This window comes from Chitinophaga alhagiae (assembly GCF_003568665.1).
GTDB classification, from domain to species: Bacteria; Bacteroidota; Bacteroidia; order Chitinophagales; family Chitinophagaceae; genus Chitinophaga; species Chitinophaga alhagiae.
On record NZ_QXMH01000001.1, the window covers coordinates 2,486,467 to 2,506,101 of the forward strand.

Annotated in this window: 13 protein-coding genes; 9 read left to right on the plus strand and 4 right to left on the minus strand. The window is 54.8% G+C overall.

Annotated features, from left to right (window positions below; genetic code table 11):
• The first annotated feature begins 8 nt into the window (after nucleotides 1–8).
• Nucleotides 9–1,235, plus strand: coding sequence for a lytic transglycosylase domain-containing protein (locus D3A97_RS10150; RefSeq protein ID WP_119078233.1), 1,227 nt, complete (start codon nucleotides 9–11; stop codon nucleotides 1,233–1,235).
• A gap of 180 nt (nucleotides 1,236–1,415) precedes the next feature.
• On the opposite strand, the gene D3A97_RS10155 is transcribed toward D3A97_RS10150, so the two are convergent.
• Nucleotides 1,416–1,838 carry a DoxX family protein gene (locus tag D3A97_RS10155; RefSeq protein ID WP_119078234.1) on the minus strand — a complete coding sequence of 141 codons (423 nt, stop codon included), beginning with the start codon at nucleotides 1,836–1,838 and terminating at the stop codon, nucleotides 1,416–1,418.
• A 126-nt stretch (nucleotides 1,839–1,964) separates the two neighbouring features.
• Here D3A97_RS10155 and D3A97_RS10160 point away from each other — a divergent pair, with 126 nt between their 5' ends.
• From D3A97_RS10160 to D3A97_RS10175, 4 genes are all read left to right on the plus strand, one after another.
• Complete coding sequence (locus tag D3A97_RS10160) at nucleotides 1,965–2,351, plus strand: RNA-binding S4 domain-containing protein (protein ID WP_119078235.1); 387 nt, start codon at nucleotides 1,965–1,967, stop codon at nucleotides 2,349–2,351.
• A gap of 39 nt (nucleotides 2,352–2,390) precedes the next feature.
• The gene (lysA, locus tag D3A97_RS10165; protein WP_119078236.1) at nucleotides 2,391–3,617 is read left to right on the plus strand and encodes a diaminopimelate decarboxylase; all 1,227 of its coding nucleotides are present in this window, start codon (nucleotides 2,391–2,393) and stop codon (nucleotides 3,615–3,617) included.
• Nucleotide 3,618: 1 nt separating this feature from the next.
• Nucleotides 3,619–4,266, plus strand: coding sequence for a DUF3267 domain-containing protein (locus D3A97_RS10170; RefSeq protein WP_157986462.1), 648 nt, complete (start codon nucleotides 3,619–3,621; stop codon nucleotides 4,264–4,266).
• A gap of 79 nt (nucleotides 4,267–4,345) precedes the next feature.
• Nucleotides 4,346–6,700 (plus strand): GAF domain-containing protein, encoded by a 2,355-nt coding sequence (locus tag D3A97_RS10175; protein ID WP_157986463.1) that lies wholly within the window; start codon nucleotides 4,346–4,348, stop codon nucleotides 6,698–6,700.
• A gap of 93 nt (nucleotides 6,701–6,793) precedes the next feature.
• Here the strand turns inward: D3A97_RS10175 and D3A97_RS10180 are convergent, their stop codons facing one another.
• Nucleotides 6,794–10,423, minus strand: coding sequence for a BamA/TamA family outer membrane protein (locus D3A97_RS10180; protein ID WP_119078239.1), 3,630 nt, complete (start codon nucleotides 10,421–10,423; stop codon nucleotides 6,794–6,796).
• Between the two features lie 2 nt (nucleotides 10,424–10,425).
• Nucleotides 10,426–11,283, minus strand: coding sequence for a hypothetical protein (locus D3A97_RS10185; protein WP_119078240.1), 858 nt, complete (start codon nucleotides 11,281–11,283; stop codon nucleotides 10,426–10,428).
• A gap of 84 nt (nucleotides 11,284–11,367) precedes the next feature.
• Between D3A97_RS10185 and D3A97_RS10190 the strand changes: the two genes are divergently transcribed.
• The 4 genes from D3A97_RS10190 to D3A97_RS10205 are packed head-to-tail and all read left to right on the plus strand — an operon-like array spanning nucleotide 11,368 to nucleotide 16,497.
• Entirely contained in the window at nucleotides 11,368–12,597 is a 1,230-nt protein-coding gene (locus D3A97_RS10190) for a Pycsar system effector family protein (protein ID WP_119078241.1), read from the plus strand.
• Nucleotides 12,598–12,600: 3 nt separating this feature from the next.
• Nucleotides 12,601–14,592, plus strand: coding sequence for a polyphosphate kinase 1 (ppk1, locus tag D3A97_RS10195; protein WP_232825913.1), 1,992 nt, complete (start codon nucleotides 12,601–12,603; stop codon nucleotides 14,590–14,592).
• Nucleotides 14,593–14,602: 10 nt separating this feature from the next.
• Nucleotides 14,603–15,091 carry a DUF4442 domain-containing protein gene (locus D3A97_RS10200; RefSeq protein WP_119078242.1) on the plus strand — a complete coding sequence of 163 codons (489 nt, stop codon included), beginning with the start codon at nucleotides 14,603–14,605 and terminating at the stop codon, nucleotides 15,089–15,091.
• Nucleotides 15,092–15,093: 2 nt separating this feature from the next.
• Nucleotides 15,094–16,497, plus strand: a complete 1,404-nt coding sequence (locus D3A97_RS10205) for an MBL fold metallo-hydrolase RNA specificity domain-containing protein (protein ID WP_119078243.1) — start codon at nucleotides 15,094–15,096, stop codon at nucleotides 16,495–16,497.
• Here D3A97_RS10205 and D3A97_RS10210 read toward each other — a convergent pair.
• Nucleotides 16,494–19,607, minus strand: coding sequence for a sensor histidine kinase (locus tag D3A97_RS10210; RefSeq protein WP_119078244.1), 3,114 nt, complete (start codon nucleotides 19,605–19,607; stop codon nucleotides 16,494–16,496). The two genes, D3A97_RS10205 and D3A97_RS10210, sit on opposite strands and share 4 nt — an antisense overlap.
• Nucleotides 19,608–19,635: the final 28 nt, after the last annotated feature.

The window sequence follows — 19,635 nt, forward strand, 5'->3', positions numbered from 1 at the left end:
CATCGTGTATGACGAAGATCTTTTTACTACTCTTGTCGGCCGTGGGAATGACCACTGTTGCGGCGGCCGCTGATGAGAGCCCTAAGGAGATGGTAGTTCCTGTTCTGCAGGGGCTGCACGCCGACACCTCCGTCACCCTGAAAAAATCTGCCCATCTGCCTAAAGATACCGTGGTGCATGGCGCGCCTGCTTCACAGGCCGTGAAGCGCGCGGCTCAAACCATGCAGCCCATTGTACGCACCCCCAAAGTGTACGAAGAGCAGATGACCAATCACTACATTAAAGGATATGTAAATGATTACGCTACCCGTTACAGCCAGCACCTGGCCGTAATGGTGGAGCGCTCGGCGCCTTATTTTACCATGATAGAAAAGATATTTTCGGATCATGGCATTCCCGAAGAAATGAAATACCTGGCCGTGATCGAATCCGGTATGTCTTACAACGCCCGCTCCCGCGTGGGCGCCGTAGGCATGTGGCAGTTCATGAGCAGCACCGCCCGCATTTTTGGGCTGAACGTAGGGAGGAAGGTAGACGAGCGGAAAGACTTTTATAAATCTACCGTGGCCGCCGCCAAGTACCTGAACGAACTGTATCAGCAGTTTGACAACTGGTTACTGGTGGTAGCAGCCTACAACTGCGGCGCTGGCGGCGTGCAGCGCGCACAACGCATCAGCGGCAGAAGCGATTTCTGGGGCATCCAGTATTTTTTGCCCGCCGAATCGCGCAACCACGTGTATAAATTCATTGCCACCGGCTACATCCTGGACCGTTTCAACACCTTCTTTGGTGTAGGCTCCAGCTATGCGGCCGCTCCCGGCGCCAGAATGAGCGCGGCGCCCGAGTTCCGGAAACCGGCCCCCCTTACGGATGAAGACATGTTCAGCACCGTAGAGTTCAACATTACAGGCAAATACCGCCTGGAGGCCATTGCCAAAAAGCTGGACATTGAAAAAGAAGAGCTGGAACGCCTCAACCCTGACTTTGCACAGGCGCTGGCAGGAGAGTCTAACAGCTATGACCTGCGCATCCCGAAAGAGAAAATGAAACTGTTCCAGGCTGAAAAAGAAGAGATACTGAAAGAGTCCCTCCAGATGACGCTGGATGATAAGGCCGCTACGGTAGACAGGTCACGTTTTCCTGCACCGGTTAAGAAACCGGAAGTGAACGCCAATCCGAAGAAACCGGTAGCCAAAAAGGCCCCGGCAAAGAAAACGGTCAGAAAGAAACATTAAGTCATTCTTACAGAGAATAAAAAGAGAAGGGGCTGGCCAAAAAGTAATGGTCAGCCCTAATTTATTCGGGTGCCTGACAGAGACCTGTTATCGTTTAAGCGATTCTCAAAGCCTTCATTGTACTTTTTGGTCAACCCCATCTTTTATGGGGCGGGTCTCAACTCCCGCCCGTGGCGCCGCCTAATAACTGAAAGACTCCTCCGGGCTGGCTTTCCAGTCCTTATCTTCCGCCTGCGCCTTCAGCCGGCGCAGCTTGTGGTGGCAGATGTAAGAACCGAATACCACGGCCAGGAACAGGAACATGGGCGCCCAGGCGGCTGCGGGGTACCCCTGCATAATGTGGGAATACGTAGCGCCCACCAGGTCAAATACCAGCCCGGCATACGCCCATTCCTTGAGGCGCGGGTAACCGGGTATCAGAATGGCTATAATGCCGAGGATTTTGGCCACGCCCAGGAAAGGTACGATGTAGGCCGGGTAACCAAGGTTGGTTATGTACGTTACGGACTCCGGGGTGCCAATAGCGTTGAAGATAGCGCCTACTCCCAGGCCTGCGGCCATCAGGCCGGTAAATATCCAGTAAATGATCTTGATCTTTTTCATAGTGTTACAAAGTTGAAGGTGATATGGCAAAAGTAGCGGAAAGCCCCATGTAGCATGCGCCCTGAACGAGACATTCTACAGGGGGGAATGCGACATTTTGATGGAATGATTGTGTAATTTTGCGCCATGAGCGCAGAAAAACTCCGTCTTGACAAATACCTCTGGTCCATCCGCATCTTCAAAACCCGCACCCAGGCCGCCGCCGCATGCGAATCCGGTAAGGTGAAAATGAACGGAGCCGCCGTGAAAGCGGCCAGAACAGTGAATATCGGTGACCAGTACGAGGTAAAAACGGAAGCAAAACGCTGGAAGATAGAGGTGACCGGGCTGCTGGCCAACCGTTTGCAGTATTCGGAAGCCATCAAGCATTACCTGGACATTACGCCCGAAGAAGACAAACAGTTCAACCAGCGTATAGCCAGCAGCTTCCATACCGGCAAGCGCCCCAGCAAAATTGGCCGCCCTACCAAAAAGGAGCGCCGGGACCTGGACGATTTTATGCAGGAAGATTAATATTCTTATTATTTTCGCACATTCAATTTATTCGATACAATGGCTAAACAAAGCGATGTTCTCAGCGCCGATTTTCTGGTGAAAGTGGCGGAAGAGTTTGGTACCCCGGTATATGTGTACCATGCGGAAAAGATCAAGGTCCAGTACGAGAAGTTAAAGAACGCCTTCAGCAAGGCGGACGCCCGCTTTTTTTACGCCTGTAAGGCGCTCACCAACATCAACGTGCTGCGCTATATCAACTCCATCGGCTGCGGGCTGGACACCGTGTCTATCCAGGAAGTGCAGCTGGGCCTCAAAGCCGGCTTTGATCCGAAAAACATCATATTCACCCCCAATTGCGTAGACCTCGGCGAAATTGTGGCTGCCAAAGAGCTGGGCGTGAACATCAACATAGACAATATTTCCATCCTGGAGCAGTTCGGCAACAGGTTCGGGGACAGCTATCCCATCTGCATCCGGCTGAACCCGCACATTATGGCCGGCGGCAACTTCAAGATATCTACCGGGCATGTAGACAGCAAGTTCGGCATTTCCATTCACCAGATGCGGCACATCGAGCGCATCGTGAAATCCACCAAACTCAGGGTAACCGGCCTGCACATGCATACCGGCTCGGAGATCAAGGATGTAGACGTGTTCCTGCGCGGGGTGGAGATCATGTTTGAAATGACGGAACACTTCCCTGACCTGGAATTTATTGACCTGGGCAGCGGCTTTAAAGTGGCCTACCAGCAGGGAGACCCCGAAACGGATATAGACCTGCTCGGCAAAAAACTGACCGATGCCTTCAACGGCTTTGCCAAATCTTACAAACGCCCGCTGCAGCTCTGGTTTGAGCCGGGCAAGTTCCTCGTAAGCCAATGCGGCTACTTTGTGGTAAAGGCCAATGTGATCAAACAGACCACCGCTACGGTGTTTGTGGGCGTCAACTCGGGCTTCAACCACCTGATCCGCCCCATGTTCTACGATTCTTTCCATCTTATCAAGAATATTTCCAATCCAAAAGGGATTGACCGCATCTACACGGTGGTGGGCAATATCTGCGAAACGGACACTTTCGGCTGGGACCGCAAGATCAATGAAGTGCGGGAGGGCGATTACCTGGTATTCTACAATGCCGGCGCCTATGGCTTTGAAATGTCCAGCAACTTCAACTCCCGCCTGAAACCGGCCGAAGTGCTGGTGAAAGACGGTAAAGCGCACCTCATCCGCCGGCGGGACACGCTGGATGACCTGCTTAAAAACCAGGTGGAAATACCTTTCTAGCATGATGGAGGGGCTGGTACGGACCATGAAGGAAAAGGGGTATGAGCCCCTGGCGCAGTACGGTTTCCGCGAACTGGTGATCCCCCTGCGCGAAGGTTTGCAGACCAGCAATATTTACACCCTCCTGTTCTGGCTCTTCTTTTTCCTGGGCTGCGGCCTTGCCGGCCTGTTCGTAGGTTTTACCATCGGCTCCGGTGCCTTGCCCGTTGGCGCGCTCTGCGGCTGGTTGCTGCTGGGCATCCCCGCCACCTTTTTACTGGTGCCCCTGCATGAAATGCTGCACGGGCTGATGTTTCGCGGGTTTGGGGCCAAAGACGTGCGGTATGGCGTTATTTGGCGGTACCTGATGTTCTATGCCGTGGCCCACGCCTACGTGGTGAATTACCGGCAGTTCCGCTACATTGCCCTGGCCCCTTTTGTAGTGATCTCCCTGCTTTGCGCGGTTGTTTTCCCCTTTGTGCCGGTTGCCTGGCAGGCCCTGCTGATAGGGCTGTATTGTTTTCATACCCTCTGCTGCGCCGGAGATTTCGGGCTTTGCGCCTATTTTTACAAATACCGCCACCGTAACCCCGTGAGTTTCGATGATGCGGACAACGGCATTTCCTATTTTTATGCCCTCCCTGACCCGCCGCATACAGAAAACGCGTAACTTTGCAGAAACTCCCCTGACCACGCCGTTATCCTGCACACTGTCTCCTGTTCGCTGATGATCTTTTTATGACTTTATTATGAAGATACTCACTGCACACCCGCGTTTGTTCAAAGATGATGAGTTGATAGACAGCCATATATCTTTTGTGCCTTTCATCCGGTTTATGAAGGAAAAGGCGGAACATGCGGAAGGCGCCCGGGCGGCGTACTTCCGGGAAATTGTGCGCCATTTTGAAAGTAATCCCGCCCTGCAGCAGCCGCTCCGGGAGGATGTAGACCTGGCAGACTACCAGGAGTACCTGGACCTGCTGACCGCTACCGTATTTCCCCTGACAATGGACGAAAAGCGGGATATTTTCGGCATTGGCGTACCCTACCGCTTCTCCATATTCTACTACTCCGAGCGCTTCCGGCAAATATTCGCGGAAGAAGGCGGAGAACTGAAAGCCGTGCCCAAGGGCATTTCTGAAGAAAAGGTGAAGAACGACAAGCTGATATGGATGTATAAGCTCATCCTGGAACGGCTGTATGACCTGCCCATCAATTATGACGCGGAGATCATCCACAACATCATTCACCCGGAAACGGGCCTGCACAAATACATCAAGCTCAACATAGACCCGCGTTTTGTAGACGTGAAGGTGAAAGGCACCCTGCCGGTGCTGGATTGCGGCAATATTTGCGCCGGAGATTTCAAGCTGCAGAACATTGATGACCTGAAACGCCTGCTGCCGCTGGAGAATTTTGCGCTGGAAGGCTTTGTGATCTGGACCATCCAGGACGTGACGAAAGACAGGGTAGTGGCCGGCATGAAGAACCTGGTGCTGAACATCCGGAAAGATAATGAGCTGAAAACCTACGCCCAGGCCCGGGAATACCTGAAAACGCTCGCCGGCCGGGCAGACATGAGCGTACACCTCACGCCCTTCCTGAAAGTGAACAACAAGAGCGTGATGGAAAATGTGTACGTGTCTCAAAGCATTATCTTTTCCAGCACCCGGAATGACGCGGAGCGCATCACCATTCATGAGCAATTGCTGGAGCACCTGGCAAAGAACCCCCAGCCGCTGGTCATCCCGGAGGTGAGCCGGCAAACCGTATCGCTGTACCCCTTCCTGAAATACCTGCCGCTGCATGGCGTTAAAAGTTTCATCCTTTTGCCCATTGTGCATGAAAAGAACCTGCTGGGCATGCTGGAGCTGGCCGCTACGGCCGGGGAACCGCTGGACTGGGAAATTATGGCCCACCTGCAACCCAGCTACGCCGTAGGCTCGCTGCTGCTGCGCCGCAGTATGGAACTGGCCAATGAAAGGATCAATGAAGTGATCATGGAACAGTTCACCGCCCTGCAGCCCGCCGTGGAATGGAAGTTTACAGACGCCGCCTGGGAGTACCTGCACGCCCCGAAAGAAGACAAAAAGGCCATTAACAACATACAGTTTGAAGATGTGTACCCGCTGTACGGCGCGGTAGACATCCGCAATTCTTCCGTAGAAAGAGGCTCCGCCATCCGGAACGACCTGCAGGAGCAATTGCTGCTGATACAGGATACCTTCCGGCAGGTCAACGGCGGCCTGCACCTCCCCCTGCTGGAAGAGCTGCAATACAAGAACAACCGCATGCTGAACAACATGCGCGAAACCCTGTTTGCCGAAGATGAAGTGCGTATCAACGATTTTTTGGACCAGGAGATAGCCCCCACTTTCCGCCACCTTTACGAAAGCGAGGAAAACCTCAAGCCGGTGCTGAACGAGTACTTTGCCAAAATAGACAAGGGCAGCGGGCACATTTTCCATCACCGCCGGGAGTACGAAGAAAGCCTGCAGGAGATCAATACGGCCATTAACCGCTACCTTGACAAAGAGAAGGATGAGCTGCAGCGGTCTTTTCCCTGCTATTTTGAAAAATACAGAACGGACGGCGTGGAGTACAATATCTACATTGGCCAGTCTATGGCGCCGGAGAAGAAGTTTGATATGATCTACCTGCGCAACCTGCGCCTGTGGCAGCTTTCATCCATGGCCCATATTTCCCGCATTACGCACGCGCTGGAGCCGAAATTGCGCATACCGCTGCAAACCACGCAGCTGGTGCTGGCGCACAGCAACCCCATTACCATCAGCTTCCGGAAAGATGAGAGGCGTTTTGATGTGGAAGGGGCTTACAACATCCGCTACGAGATCATGAAAAAACGTATAGACAAGGTGCGGGTGCGCGGTACCAACGAAAGGCTGACCCAGCCGGGCAAAATAGCCATTGTATATGCCTACGTGCGGGAAGCGGACGAATACAGGAAATACATTGAGTTCCTCCAGAATAAGAACATCCTTACCTCCGAGCTGGAAATGCTTGACCTGGAAGAGGTACAAGGCATCAGCGGCCTGCGTGCCCTGCGGGTAACCGTGAATATGGAGGGGCTGGTGAAAGCGTAAAAAAAGGAAGCTTGATATACAGGGGCTGGCCTGAAATTAATGGGCGGCCCCTATTTTATTTGGCGCCAGCTGGCGCCGGAAGGGAACAGCGGCCTAGAACTTGAACCCGAACGTTACATACGGCAAGGTACCTTCCCGGGAATGCCCCAGGGTAGCGGTCACAATGAACATGTTAACAGGCGAGAGGTATAACCCGCCGCCAAACCCGTTGTGCCATTGGCCGGAGGTCTCTTCTTTCACCCACACGCGCCCCACATCGTTAAAGGCAATGAGGCCCACGGAGCCGGGGAGGATGTAGGAGGTAAAGTCGAACAGCTTGATGCGCAGCTCCAGGTTGTTGTACAGCATGCTGGTGCCGGTGAAGCGGTTGTTCCTGAAACCTCTCAGGTTGGTGGAGCCGCCCAGCGAAAGCGCCTGGAAAAATTCCGGCTTGCCCCAGGTAACGCCGCCGCCTACACGTACTACAAATACCACGTTGGGCGGCAAGCCGGTGGAGGCGTAAATGCTCATGTCTGACCGCAGTTGCGCATAGTTGTTGCTGGTAGCGTTCAGCCCCTTGTTGCCCTGCAGGGTGGTGGTCCACAGCAGGCCGCGGGTGGCCACCAGGTCATTGTCTCGCGTATCGAAGTTAACGCCCAGGCGCAGCCCCGCATGGTATTTATTGGCAAACAGGTGGGCGGAATCCAGTTTATTGTCTGTATAGTTGGTGAGGAAGCGGCCGGCGTTGTGCTCCGGTTCCAGCGCTACTGCTGTGATAGAAGGCGTAACGGTAGCGCTGATGTTGGGGGAAAAATTGTTGCGGAGAGACACCTCTCCCATATAGATGTTGAAGCGGGCGCGGTAATAGCGTATGGCCGGGTCTGTCAGCTCCTTGTTGTATGCCGTTTCATTCCCGAACCCGAAGAAGTTGGCCGTATTGTGCGGCGCGCGTATCAGCGCGCCCAATATCAGGTCTGCCTTGCCGATCACGTCGTTGAACTGGCCCTGGTATTTGAACTGGTAGGCTTCTGTGGCCACGGCGTGCATGCCGGAAAAAGTGTGTTTTACGGCAAAGGAATCTTTGCGGAACCCGTGCCCTTTGTACTCCAGGCCAAGGCCCAGCAGTATACCGTCGTCAAGGTTATAGCCGCCCGCAATGCGCGGCATCAGCGTGTTGTACTGAAACGCGCGGCGGTTGTAGTGTATCACGGCGGGGTCTGAAGAAAGGCGCAGGCGCTCGTTGCGGTTTACGGCAAAGCTGTCTTTTCCCCTGGCCAGGTCATAGATCAGGATGCGTTTGCCCCCGGTGCTGCCGCTGCTGTCTATATACGTGTCTTTTTCCCGCCCGCCTATGATGCGGATGCGGATAGGGCTTTTCTCACTGCCGCGTACAATGAACCGGTCTTCCCCGCCAAGGCCATACAACGCTACTTCTTTGGTATGCGCGGGGTTGAAGGTGCGGTTGTAGAGCGTTTGTTCCAGTTCGCCCTTTTTGCTGATCTTTTCAGCCGTAATGTTCACAAACCCGTCAGGCTGGCGGGTGACGGTGAACTGCTCGTTCTTGACGGAACCGGTAATATCTACTCCCCTGGCCAGCGCGCGGTAATACTTCATGGCCTCTTTTTGCAGGATGTCCCGGCGGGCTTTCAGGGTGGAGATCATCATGCTGTCTACCTGCCGGCGGATAGCAGGCTGCAGCTGGCCCACGGCGGTTGCAATGAGGCTGTCTGTCATGATGGCCGCAAAGTTGCGGGACATGCGCTGCCAGGTAGTGTCTTCCAGGTTGTTGAGCATATTGCGGTCCAGAAAGCGCGGGTTGAAGTTCCAGGCGGCAACGTCCGGTATCTTTTTGCGGAAGCCCTGTACCGCGGGCAATATGTAACGGGCGTCCGCAATGCGGGGAATAACGCCCTGGTTCACAAAAAAGGCCTGGTCCCGGTCACGGGGAATGGGGTAGAACTCTTTGGCCTTTTTATCTTTTTCCGCATACCATCTCCACTGGTCTTCGTGCCGGTCCCAGTCCGCAATAAAGATGTCCAGCAGGCGGGCCTGCAAAAAGGCACGCTGGTTAACGCTGTTGTCGTTATCAGTGGCCAGCTCTTCCAGCACTTTCAGGGTATTATAGGTTTTAGGGGCCGTAACGGGCTCCCGTTCTTCAAACAGGTACACGCCGTTGGCAAAGTCTTTCCGGTAAATATTAAGGGCCGTATCGTTGGCCACATATACAAAGCGGGGGTTGGTATGCGGTACGCCGGCCGCCTCGGCCAGCGGCGATATCACCAGCGGGGCGTAAGGGTTGGAGGCGGATATCTGGTCTTGTACCACCTGGCGGGCAAAGGTTTCGCGCAACGGTTCCGGGATAGCGCTGAGCGGGTCTTTCTTCAGGGAGCGCAGCACCCATTCCCGGCCGGCGGGGTCTTCCAGCCGCAGGCTGCGGGTTTGCTGGCCGCCGCCGCGTTTGAGTATCTTCAGGCTATCAAAGCGCATTACAGGAAAGGTAAGCGGCGTGGCCCATACGGAGCGGTAGTTGTTGCCCAGCATCAGGCGGTGAAAGCCGTTGGCATGGATGTACTGGGAGTCTGCCGCCACGGTCACGCTTTCCGGCAGCGGCGCGGCGGCAATGGCCTCCTCATGCCGGCGGTAGGCCGCCACGTCAAGCAGCAGGCTGGAGTACAGGGGCGTGGCATCCTGATCGCCATAAAACCTGGCGTATACCTTCCCGTTGTGCAGCACCTCCAATACCGTATACCCGTTGAGGTTAGTAGCGTAGAGAGAGTGCTTTCCTTTTTTAACCTGGTTCTCCTTGGCGCCTGCGCCGCTCACAATAAAGTGGCGGTTGCCTTCGCGGATCAGCTGCAGGGTATGGTCGTGGCCGGAAACAAAAACGGCCGGCGCGTCTGCCGGTATGGCTTCTTCAATGCCCCTGATCATGCGGCGGTAGAGCGGGTGGGGCAGGTCTTCCCGCGTGCCGAACACGCCCCGTACCAGCGGGTACACAGAGCCTAATACCGGCAGGGGCAGGTACAGCCAGCGTTTGGCATCCGTTAGCGGGAAAAGGTGCTGTTTGATGGTATAGTAGCCGCCATGCGGGCCGTGGCTGCGCAGCGGGTGATGGCCTGCAAAAACCAGCAGTTTGCCGGGGTTGCGGGCCGCAATATCTGCAATGGCGGTCAGCACCTCATCTTCCGTTTTACAGTCGCAGCCGGATTCTATGCCCGGCTTTTTACCCGGGTACAGCCACCACTCCGTGTCCATCACGATCAGCATCACGTTATCCCCGAGGGGCACGGCTTCCGGGCCGGGACAGCCTTCTTTGGGCAGGAACAGGATGTTGGGCTGCAGCATGGAGTCTACATACAGCTGCTGCTGCACAATGCTGCGCCAGCCATAGGGGCGGTGCTTTGACCAGTCGTGGTTGCCCGGTACAAAAATGCCCTGCGCCGCTGTGCCTTTCACCAGGGAGGCCTGGTAGTCCAGTATCTGCTCTTTTTCCCGGCGGTTGGCGGCAGCGGGGTCAGGCAGGCCCAGGGGGTACACGTTATCTCCCAGGAACAGCACGGTGTTGTTGCCCTGCTGCAGGTTGATGTTCCGCTTTACTGCGTCTACCACGGGTATTTTGCCGTTGTGCATTTCCCCCGCGTCGCCGATGAGGATGATGCGTTGCTGTACGCTGTCTGACTGGGCATAAGCGCCTGCCGCCAGTAGCAGTGATATGGTGAGCAATACGCGGAACTTGTTGTGCATAATTACCTGGAATGCGGGTTATACTTAAATTTGAGGATATCTGCCGTATTCTCCTCGTCTCCTTCATTTGAAATATACATATCCCCGTTAGGGGCAAAGGTAATGCCTTCCGGCTGGTTAAAGTGTTTGCGCCGGAGGGGGTGGCTTTCCAGCACCTTGCCGGAAAGGTCCGTGATCACCAGCAGCCGGTTAATGGACGCTATAATGTACACCCTGTTCTCCAGCGGGTGTACCGCGGCGGCGGAGGGCCTGAAGTGTTTGGAAGGGGATTCCTGCAGGCCCGGTATATCGCTGTTCATAAAGCGGAAGGCCGCGGCCGAATCGTACCGCATGCTGTCCATCCGGAACGCATATACGCTGGTAGCTTTCTGGCCCTTGTCTGCTTCACAGTTCTTGCAGATCACAAAGGTGGTATTTTTACCGGCGTCGTAGTAGGCCGCTTCAAATTCTTTTTTGCCGCGCACGGGCAAATGATAGGTTACTGACTCCGTGGTGTCTGTGAACAGGTGCAGCACCTGGTAAAGGGTGCCGTTGCTTTTCAGCACCAGCCAGTCTTTACCGGTATGCACCACTTCCTCATAGTCCCCGCCTTTGCCGAACTTCCAGGAAGGGTAGGGGCTGGTGGTACGGAGCCCCACGCGGAAGAGCTTGCCCTGCTCGTCGTTATTGGCAATGAAATTGTTCTCATCGCCGTTGTACACCAGGCCGGAGATCTCCTGCAAAGACTCCCGTACCTTGAAACGTTCGGGTTTGGTGAGCTGGTAACCCCGGGGAGAGCTGTATGTTTTGTCCTGTTTTTCCCCCAGTGCCTGGCAGGAAAAAAAGAGCAACAACAGGGCGTAGTACTTGATTACCTTCATAAAACCGGGCTTTAGACAATAAAATTAACGCAAAAAATGACGTAATTTGGAATAGAAATTCTTCTTCCGTAAATACAATATCCGATGGAAATTAGTTCAGTGATAGCCGCAGCACAGGCCCATGTAACCCGGCAGTTTGAGCAGCATACGCAGCCAGTGCTGGTATACCACAACAAAGCACATACGCTGCAGGTAGTGCAGGCGGCGGAGCAGATCACGGCTTATTACCGGCTTCCTGAAGAGGAACTGATGGTGGTAATGCTGGCGGTATGGTTCCATGATATGGGATATTTGCTGGGAGAACGGCAGCAGCATGAACAGGCCGGGGCAGATGCGGCGTACGCTTTTGCACTGGCGCAGGGCCTGCCGGAAAACGCCGCCAAAGCGGTGGCCGGCTGTATACTGGCTACCCGCATCCCGCAGGCGCCGAAAGACCTGCTGGAACAGATCGTGTGTGATGCGGACCTCTTTCACCTTGGCAGCAAAGACTTCAGCAAACGCAACAAACTGCTGAGGGCGGAAACGGAACTGTCCTCCGGCCATAAAATTTCCGGAACGGACTGGGCCAAAACAAGCATACTCTTCCTGGAATCTCACAAGTACCACACCGCCTACTGCCAGACCCTGCTGAAACAACAAAAAGAAGAAAACCTTGAAAAGCTGCGGAGCAAGCTGGAACAGAAACAGAGCGAAGTGTTGAAAGAGCAGGAAAAGGAAAAAGAAAAGAAGCAGCAGAAAGCAGATAAACCGGAGAAAGACAAGGCGGAGAAAGACAAACGCTCCAACCGCGGCGTGGAAACCATGTTCCGCACCACTTCCACCAATCACATCCGCCTCAGCTCCATGGCGGACTCCAAGGCCAACATCATGATATCGGTCAATGCCATTATTATTTCCGTATTGCTCAGCGTGCTGCTGCGCAAGCTGGAAGACTACCCGAATTTCATCCTGCCGGCCATTCTCTTTTTAACTACCAGCGTTACCACCATTGTGTTTTCCGTACTGGCCACCCGGCCCAATGTAACCACCGGCCGCTTCACCGATCTGGACATACGCAGCAAAAAGGCCAACCTGCTCTTCTTCGGCAATTTCCACCAGATGAGCTACCAGGAGTATGAAGACGGCATGGAAACCATTATGAACAACGGGGAATACCTTTACAGCAATATGATACACGACATTTATAACCTCGGCGTAGTGCTGGGCCGCAAATACAAGCTGCTCCGCTTTGCCTACAATACGTTCATGTTCGGTATCATTGCCTCCGTGCTGGCTTTTACCATAGCGGCGCTGTTTTTCCCAACAAAAGGATAGGATTTGCACAAGATAGATACATCACTGAATGACCGGGACCTGAGCTGGCTGTCTTTTAATTGCCGGGTACTGATGATGGCTGAAAATAAGGCGGTGCCTTTGTTTGAGCGCGTCCGCTTCCTTTCGATCTTTTCTTCCAACCTCGACGAGTTTTTCCGCGTGCGCATGCCCGCCCTGCTGGCCCTGCACCAGCTTGAAGAAACCAACAGCCGCATCTTGCCGGCCGTACAGGCGGAAATAGGGCGGCAGCTTAACCTCTTTGGCCGTCTTTTACAGGGCGTACTGGCAAACCTGCAGCAGCGGGGCATACATTTGCATTATGGTACGCCCCTGCCGGAAGATGCCGCCATTAAAGATTATTTCCTCTCCACCGTAATGGGCCTGCTACAGCCTGTGTCACTGCAACTGCATAAACCGGAAGACCTCTTCCTGGAAAACAACGCGCTGTACCTGGTGGCCAGCTTTGAGAACGGCGGCACGGGCATTGTGAACATTCCGTCCAACCTGCTGCCCCGGTTCCTGCAACTGCCCGGCGGCGGCATCGTGTTCCTGGACGATGTGCTGCGCGCCCACCTCCACCTCGTGTTCCCGGGGCGGGCCGTGCAGGGCGCTTACAGCATCAAGCTCACCCGCGATGCGGAAATTGATGTGGACGAGTTCAGCGGGCACCTGCTCCAGAAAGTGGAAAGCATGCTTATCAAAAGAGAGCTGGGCATACCCACCCGCTTCCTGTACGATGGGGCCATGCCCGCGGCATTGCAGGCCGCGCTGGCAAAATACTTCCGTATAGCCCCGCAGGAAATGGTGGCCGGCGGCCGCTATCACCACCTGCGCCAGCTGGCAGACCTGCCGCTGCCCGTCAAAGACCCTTCGCTGTTCTATCCGTCCGCGTCTCCGGCCCGCGTACAACCGCTTGACGGGGAGGAGGGCCTGCTGGATACGGTGCTGCGGCGGGATGTGTTGCTGCATGTACCGTACCAGAACTATGATTATATACTGCGGTATTTTAATGAGGCGGCGCTTGATCCCGATGTGAAAGAAATATACGTAACCCTCTACCGGGTGGCTTCCGGCTCCCAGATCGTGCATGCCCTCATCAGCGCGGCGCGCAATGGCAAGCAGGTAACCGTAATGGTGGAGCTGAAGGCCCGTTTTGACGAGGCCAACAACGTACGCTGGGCCAAAAGGATGAAAGAGGCCGGCATCCGCATCCTGTACAGCATCCCCAACCTGAAAGTGCATGCCAAGGTGGCGCTGGTAAAGCGGCGGCGCGGCTACACCTGGGACCATGTGGGCCTCATGGCCACCGGCAACTTCAATGAAAGCACCGCCCGCTTCTATACAGATCATGTGCTGCTCACTGCTCACCGGGAAATGACACAGGAGCTGGAGCTGCTGTTTCTCTATATGCAAACCGGCATTGCCCCGGCCCGTTACCAGTTCATCCCCTTCAAACACCTGCTGGTGGCGCAGTTCAATCTTATGCCGCGCTTCCTGGAACTGATAGCCCGCGAGGCGGATAACGCCCGTGCCGGCCGGCCCGCGCGCATTGTGATCAAGCTCAATAACCTGCAGGAAAAACAGATGATAGAGGCCCTCTACGCCGCCGCGGAAGCGGGCGTGGAAATAGACCTTATTGTGCGCAGCATCTGCTGCATTGTACCGCAAAAGGGCATCAGGGTACGGAGGATCGTAGACCGTTACCTGGAGCATGCGCGCATCTTTTATTTTCTCAACCAGGGCAGCGAAGAAATTTACATGGGGTCTGCGGACTGGATGAACCGCAACCTGCACCGGCGCATAGAGGTATGTTTCCCGGTGTATGACCGGGAATATTCCCGGCAGGTGAAAGATATACTGGATATTCAACTGGCGGATAATACAAATGCCGTAATATTGGACAGGCAAATCAATAACCTGCCGGCAGAAAAGCAGCCCGGCCAGCCTGACGTGAATGCGCAGCAAGCTATTGCGGCGTACGTACATAACCTGTAATGATTTTCATATGGCCCAAACGGTTACCAACAATCATTTTATCAGGCTGGTGAACAACCGCTTCCGGTTCTCGCTGTTTTTACTGTACAAGCTGCCCAGCGCATGGCTGGCCGGCGTAAGGGTCACCCATCTGGATGTAAACAGTTGCACCACGGTAGTGCCTTACCGCTGGCTGTCACAAAACCCGTTCAACTCTACATATTTTGCCTGCCTGGCCATGGCGGCGGAAATGAGCTCCGGCGTGCTGGGCCTGGCCCATACGCGGGGAGAAGGTTTACGCGTGTCTATGCTGGTGACCGGCATGGAAGGTATTTTCCTGAAAAAGGCCAAATCCCGTACCTGGTTTACCTGCAATGCCGGCGCCGCCATCCGCCAGGCCGTGCTGCAAACGGTAGAAACGGGAGAGGCGGCTGCCCTTACCATACCAGTTACCGGGCAGTCTGAAAACGGTACAGAAATTGCCAGGTTCCAGATCACCTGGAGCTTTAAAAAAGTATAACTATGAAGATTGCATTTCATGGGGCTGCAAGGACCGTTACCGGTTCCAAGCACCTGATCACCCTGAAGAACGGGAAGAAAATTTTGCTGGATTGTGGTATGTACCAGGGCATGGGCCGGGAAACGGTGCCGCTGAACCACGACTTTGGCTTTGATCCGCAGGAAGTAGACATCATGATCCTGTCTCATGCGCACATAGACCACTCCGGCCTGGTGCCGCGACTCTGCAAGCTGGGGTACAAAGGAAATATCTATTGCACGCCCGCCTCGAGAGACCTGTCTGAAATACTGCTGCTGGATTCCGCGGAGATACAGGAAGACGATATCAAGTTCGTGAACAAAAAGAACGCACGGGAGGGCAAGCCCTACATTCAGCCCCTCTACACGGTGCAAGACGCCAAACGCGCCATAGACCAGTTAACGCCTGTGCCTTATGGAGAATGGCGGCGCATAGATGAAGATGTAGAGGTGCTCTTTACCGATGCGGGCCACATCATCGGCAGCGCCTGTGTACATCTGCGCCTTACGGAGGCCGGCGTTACCCGGCAGGTTACCTTCAGCGGTGACATTGGCCGTTATGGCGATCCTATCCTCAAATCTCCGGAAGTATTCCCGCAGGCAGATTACATCATTATGGAATCTACCTACGGCAGCACGCTGCACGCAAAAATTGAACCGGCAGACGATGAGCTGCTGCGTTTTATACATGAGACCTGCGTAGTAAAAAAAGGGAAGCTGATCATTCCCGCCTTCAGCGTAGGCCGCACCCAGGAAATACTCTACGCCCTCAACCGCGCGCAACTGGCGGGCAAGCTGCCGCGGGTAGACCTGTTTGTAGACAGCCCGCTTTCCCTGGAAGCCACGGAGGTAACCCGCCTGCACCCCGAGTGTTTTAACCGCAAGGTGGCCAAAATGCTGGAGGTAGACGATGATCCGTTCAGCTTCCCCGGCCTGCGGTATATCAAAACGGTGGAAGAATCAAAGATGCTCAACTTCCGCAAAGAGCCTTGCGTGATCATTTCCGCATCCGGCATGGCGGAAGCGGGGCGTGTGAAACACCACATTGCCAACAATATAGACCAGTGGAAAAATACGGTGCTCATTGTAGGGTATTGCGAACCGCAATCTCTCGGCGGCCGGTTGATGCGCGGCGCTACGGAAGTGTCTATTTACGGGGAACGCCACGAGGTGAAAGCTGAAGTAGGCGTGATCCGCTCCATGAGTGCGCATGGCGACTATGAAGACATGAGCCAGTGGCTGGCCTGCCAGGACCCGAGGGGAGTAAGCAAGCTGTTTTTGGTACATGGGGAATATGAAGTGCAGACCGTATTTAAGGACTGGCTGCACAAAAAAGGGTATGTGGATATTGAGATACCGGAACGGCATGAAGAAATAGGCCTCGGTTAATCTTCCTGCAGCGGGAACCAGAGGTTGACGCGTGTGCCGGCAGCCTTGCCTGTTCCGTTCTGCAGGTCCTCAATGTCAAACGAAGCATCTAAATTGAACCGGCTGTTGTAGATCTGCAGCCGGTCTTTTGTTATCTGCAGCCCGCGGGAAATATGGGTGGGATGGCTGAACTGCTTGATGCTGGTAGCAGCCTCACGGCCAATGCCATTGTCTGTTACCGTTACGTGAATGCGCCCGTTTTCCTTGATGAAGGCAATGTTCAGCAGGCCCCTGCTTTCTTTATGCAGCAGGCCATGCCAGATGGCGTTCTCTACAAAAGGCTGCAGCACCATGGCCGGTATTTCCACAAAGTCGCTGTCCAGCTGCGGGTCTACGGAAATAGTATAATCGAATTTATTGTCCAGCCGCAGTTTCTCCAGCTCCAGGTAATTCTCCAGCATGCTGCATTCCCGGGTAATGGAAATGTTGTTGAGTTGCGAAGTGTCCAGCACGTTGCGGATGAGGCGGGCAAAGCGGCTGAGGTATGCCAGCGCCTGCTCCGTCTGGTTTTTCATCATGAACGTCTGGATAGAATTGAGGGCGTTGAAAATAAAGTGCGGGTTCATTTGCGCCCGCAGGGCCTTCATTTCCAGCTGGGCCAGCTCTTCCCGGAAAGCCGCCCGGTTTTTGGCCTCTTTTTTAACGAGGTACAGCCTGAACCGGAAGTAGCCATAAATGAGGCCCAGCAGCAACAGTATGCCCAGCGCCCTGAACCACCAGGTTTGCCAGAAGGCGGGTTGTATCTCGATGTGGAAAAAAGTGGTGTTGCGGGAAAAGATGCCGGCCGTGTTCATGCTTTTTACCCTGAAGGTGTACCTGCCCGGCGAAAGATCTGTGTACCGCGCTATCAGCAGGCTTTCCGCCGGCACCCAGTCTGCGTCCACCCCGTCCAGCTTGTAATAATACAGCGCATTTTCATTGTGGTATTGCAGGGATTTGAAGGAGATGCTGATAAAGTTGCGGTCGTGCGGCAGTACAATGGCCCGCCCGCTGCCCACTACAGAATCTGTGTTCACCAGCTGGTTCATGACCCGCATTTCCACAATGGTCACGTCTGGCGGCGCGGGTTTCTCCTGCAGGTGCAGGGGAGAAAAAGACACAGCATGGTCTGATGCGCCCACCAGCAGGTGGCCATCTTCAAGAATGGCAATATTGCGGCGCACGCGGCGGTGATTGTCAATAATATCATCGTTCTGTACAAAGGCGGAAAAAGTGCGGTTCTTCCCGTTCAGCCGGTAAAAGCCATAGGGCGTGGTGAACCAGATGGCTTCCCCTTCCCTGGCCTTGTGCATGCTCAGCACCCATTCATCAAAATGCTCGCCGTTGATGTCTTGCGCGTCCCAGGTGTCATTTCTCAGGTTGTAGAAAAATATGCCGTGGTCTGTTCCGGCTACCAGCAAGGTGTCATTGTACCGCAGCAGGCTGGTGATATTACGCACCGTGTCGTTATGATGGCGGAACATCACCTGCTTTTTTACCAGCCCGCTTTTTTTGTGGAAGCGGAGCAACCCTCCGCTGGTAGTGGCCAGCCACAGCAGGGAGTCTGCCTGTGGCACCACGCTCATCACAGACGTATTGCGCTGTACGAACTGCAGCAGCTGCGGATAGTTCTCCACCGTGTTTTGCAGCGGGTCCCAGCGGGCAAGGCCGTGTTTGTAAATGCCCAGCCATATCACGGAATCTTTTTCCGGGGCTATGGTGAGCACCGTCTGGTCAAAGAGCCCTTTGGGCTGAAAGTGGCGGAAGTGGCGGGTGGCCGGGTCAAATTCAGAAATAAAGCCGTTTTCCTGCCCCACCAGTATGCGGCCATTCCGCAGTTCGGCAAAGCTCCACACCTGCCCGCGGGCCTCCGGTATACCGGCGCGGCCATTGGGCTGGTAGGTAAAATGCTGCTGTAATTGGAGGTTGGAGTGCAGCCATACAAAACCTTTGCCCCAGTAACCAATATAGGCATCGCCATTGGTTGCGCGGTAAATGCCGGTCACTTCCGCATCGGGAAAACCTCGTCGGTAGTCCAGCCGGGTAAAGCTCTGGTTGTGCAGGCTCATCATGTTAATGCCCCTGTCTGTGCCTACCCAGAGGTGGCCATCCCTGTCATGCAGCAGGCAATTGGACTCATAGTTGAAATGCAGGCCCAGGGGGTCTGCATTGTTGCCGGGTATGCTGAGGTCGAAGGTATCGCTCGCATCGTTGTGGCGGTACAGCCCGTTTTGCTGCATGGCCGCCCAGATGTGACCCTGGAGGTCTTCGCTGATATCGTACACCTGGTCGCTGTCATGTCCTTTTCCTGAAAAATGATAGGCCCGCAGGTAGTTATTGTCCGCATGCCAGGCAAATAGCTCTTTGCTGCCGCGGCTGGCCATCCAGATGCGGTGGCGGGAGTCTTCATACAGTTTCTTGACGCTCTGGCGTACGTTCAGCGCCGTAAGCCGGGCGGGGTTATGCTGGGCGCTGTATACTTCTTTACGGTTGGCGCTGTACAGGTACAGGCCGTTAATGCTGCTTAACCACAGCCGGCCCTGGTGGTCTTCCAGTATAGCGGCGTTGAGCTGGGAGCGGATGCTGTCTGGTATGCCCGGCGCTTTGCGGAACTTGTTGGTGGTACTGTCCAGCATCAGCAGCCCGGCGCGGGTGGTGGTCCAGATAACGCCGTTATGGTCTTGCAGAATGGCGTGGCAGCCCACGTTACCGGCAAACAGCAGGCCCTCTTCGACGGGCACCGCGCGTACTTTGGCGGTAACAGGGTCGTACATACGGATATTGTCGGGTGTGCCTATCCAGATGCGGCCCTGCCTGTCTTCAACCAGCGCAATGTCTTCATAATACATGGAGCCGGGCAGGCGGTCAAAATTGGTAATGGTAAGAAAGTGTTCACCGTCATACCGCTGCAGGGCGGTACCGGCAATCCAGATAAAGCCTTTTTTGTCTTGCAGGATAGCGGAAATATGATTCCCGGCCAATCCATCCTCAATGCCAAGGTGAGAGAAGGTATAGGTATCAGGCTGTTGCGCCCCGGCATGGAGGCAGGGCAGCCATAAGGCCAGTAAGATGAGTATCCGGGTCAGACGCATTGGCGCAAAGGTACGAAGCGGCCGTGAT

Excerpts from the sequence above, each read along its gene's own strand:
- D3A97_RS10180 (WP_119078239.1), bottom strand. The coding sequence starts at position 10,423 with ATGCACAACAAGTTCCGCGTATTGCTCACCATATCACTGCTACTGGCG.
- D3A97_RS10160 (WP_119078235.1), top strand. The coding sequence starts at position 1,965 with ATGAGCGCAGAAAAACTCCGTCTTGACAAATACCTCTGGTCCATCCGC.
- lysA (WP_119078236.1), top strand. The coding sequence starts at position 2,391 with ATGGCTAAACAAAGCGATGTTCTCAGCGCCGATTTTCTGGTGAAAGTG.
- D3A97_RS10185 (WP_119078240.1), bottom strand. The coding sequence starts at position 11,283 with ATGAAGGTAATCAAGTACTACGCCCTGTTGTTGCTCTTTTTTTCCTGC.
- D3A97_RS10205 (WP_119078243.1), top strand. The coding sequence starts at position 15,094 with ATGAAGATTGCATTTCATGGGGCTGCAAGGACCGTTACCGGTTCCAAG.
- D3A97_RS10200 (WP_119078242.1), top strand. The coding sequence starts at position 14,603 with ATGGCCCAAACGGTTACCAACAATCATTTTATCAGGCTGGTGAACAAC.
- D3A97_RS10175 (WP_157986463.1), top strand. The coding sequence starts at position 4,346 with ATGAAGATACTCACTGCACACCCGCGTTTGTTCAAAGATGATGAGTTG.
- D3A97_RS10210 (WP_119078244.1), bottom strand. The coding sequence starts at position 19,607 with ATGCGTCTGACCCGGATACTCATCTTACTGGCCTTATGGCTGCCCTGC.
- D3A97_RS10155 (WP_119078234.1), bottom strand. The coding sequence starts at position 1,838 with ATGAAAAAGATCAAGATCATTTACTGGATATTTACCGGCCTGATGGCC.
- D3A97_RS10170 (WP_157986462.1), top strand. The coding sequence starts at position 3,619 with ATGATGGAGGGGCTGGTACGGACCATGAAGGAAAAGGGGTATGAGCCC.
- D3A97_RS10190 (WP_119078241.1), top strand. The coding sequence starts at position 11,368 with ATGGAAATTAGTTCAGTGATAGCCGCAGCACAGGCCCATGTAACCCGG.
- D3A97_RS10150 (WP_119078233.1), top strand. The coding sequence starts at position 9 with ATGACGAAGATCTTTTTACTACTCTTGTCGGCCGTGGGAATGACCACT.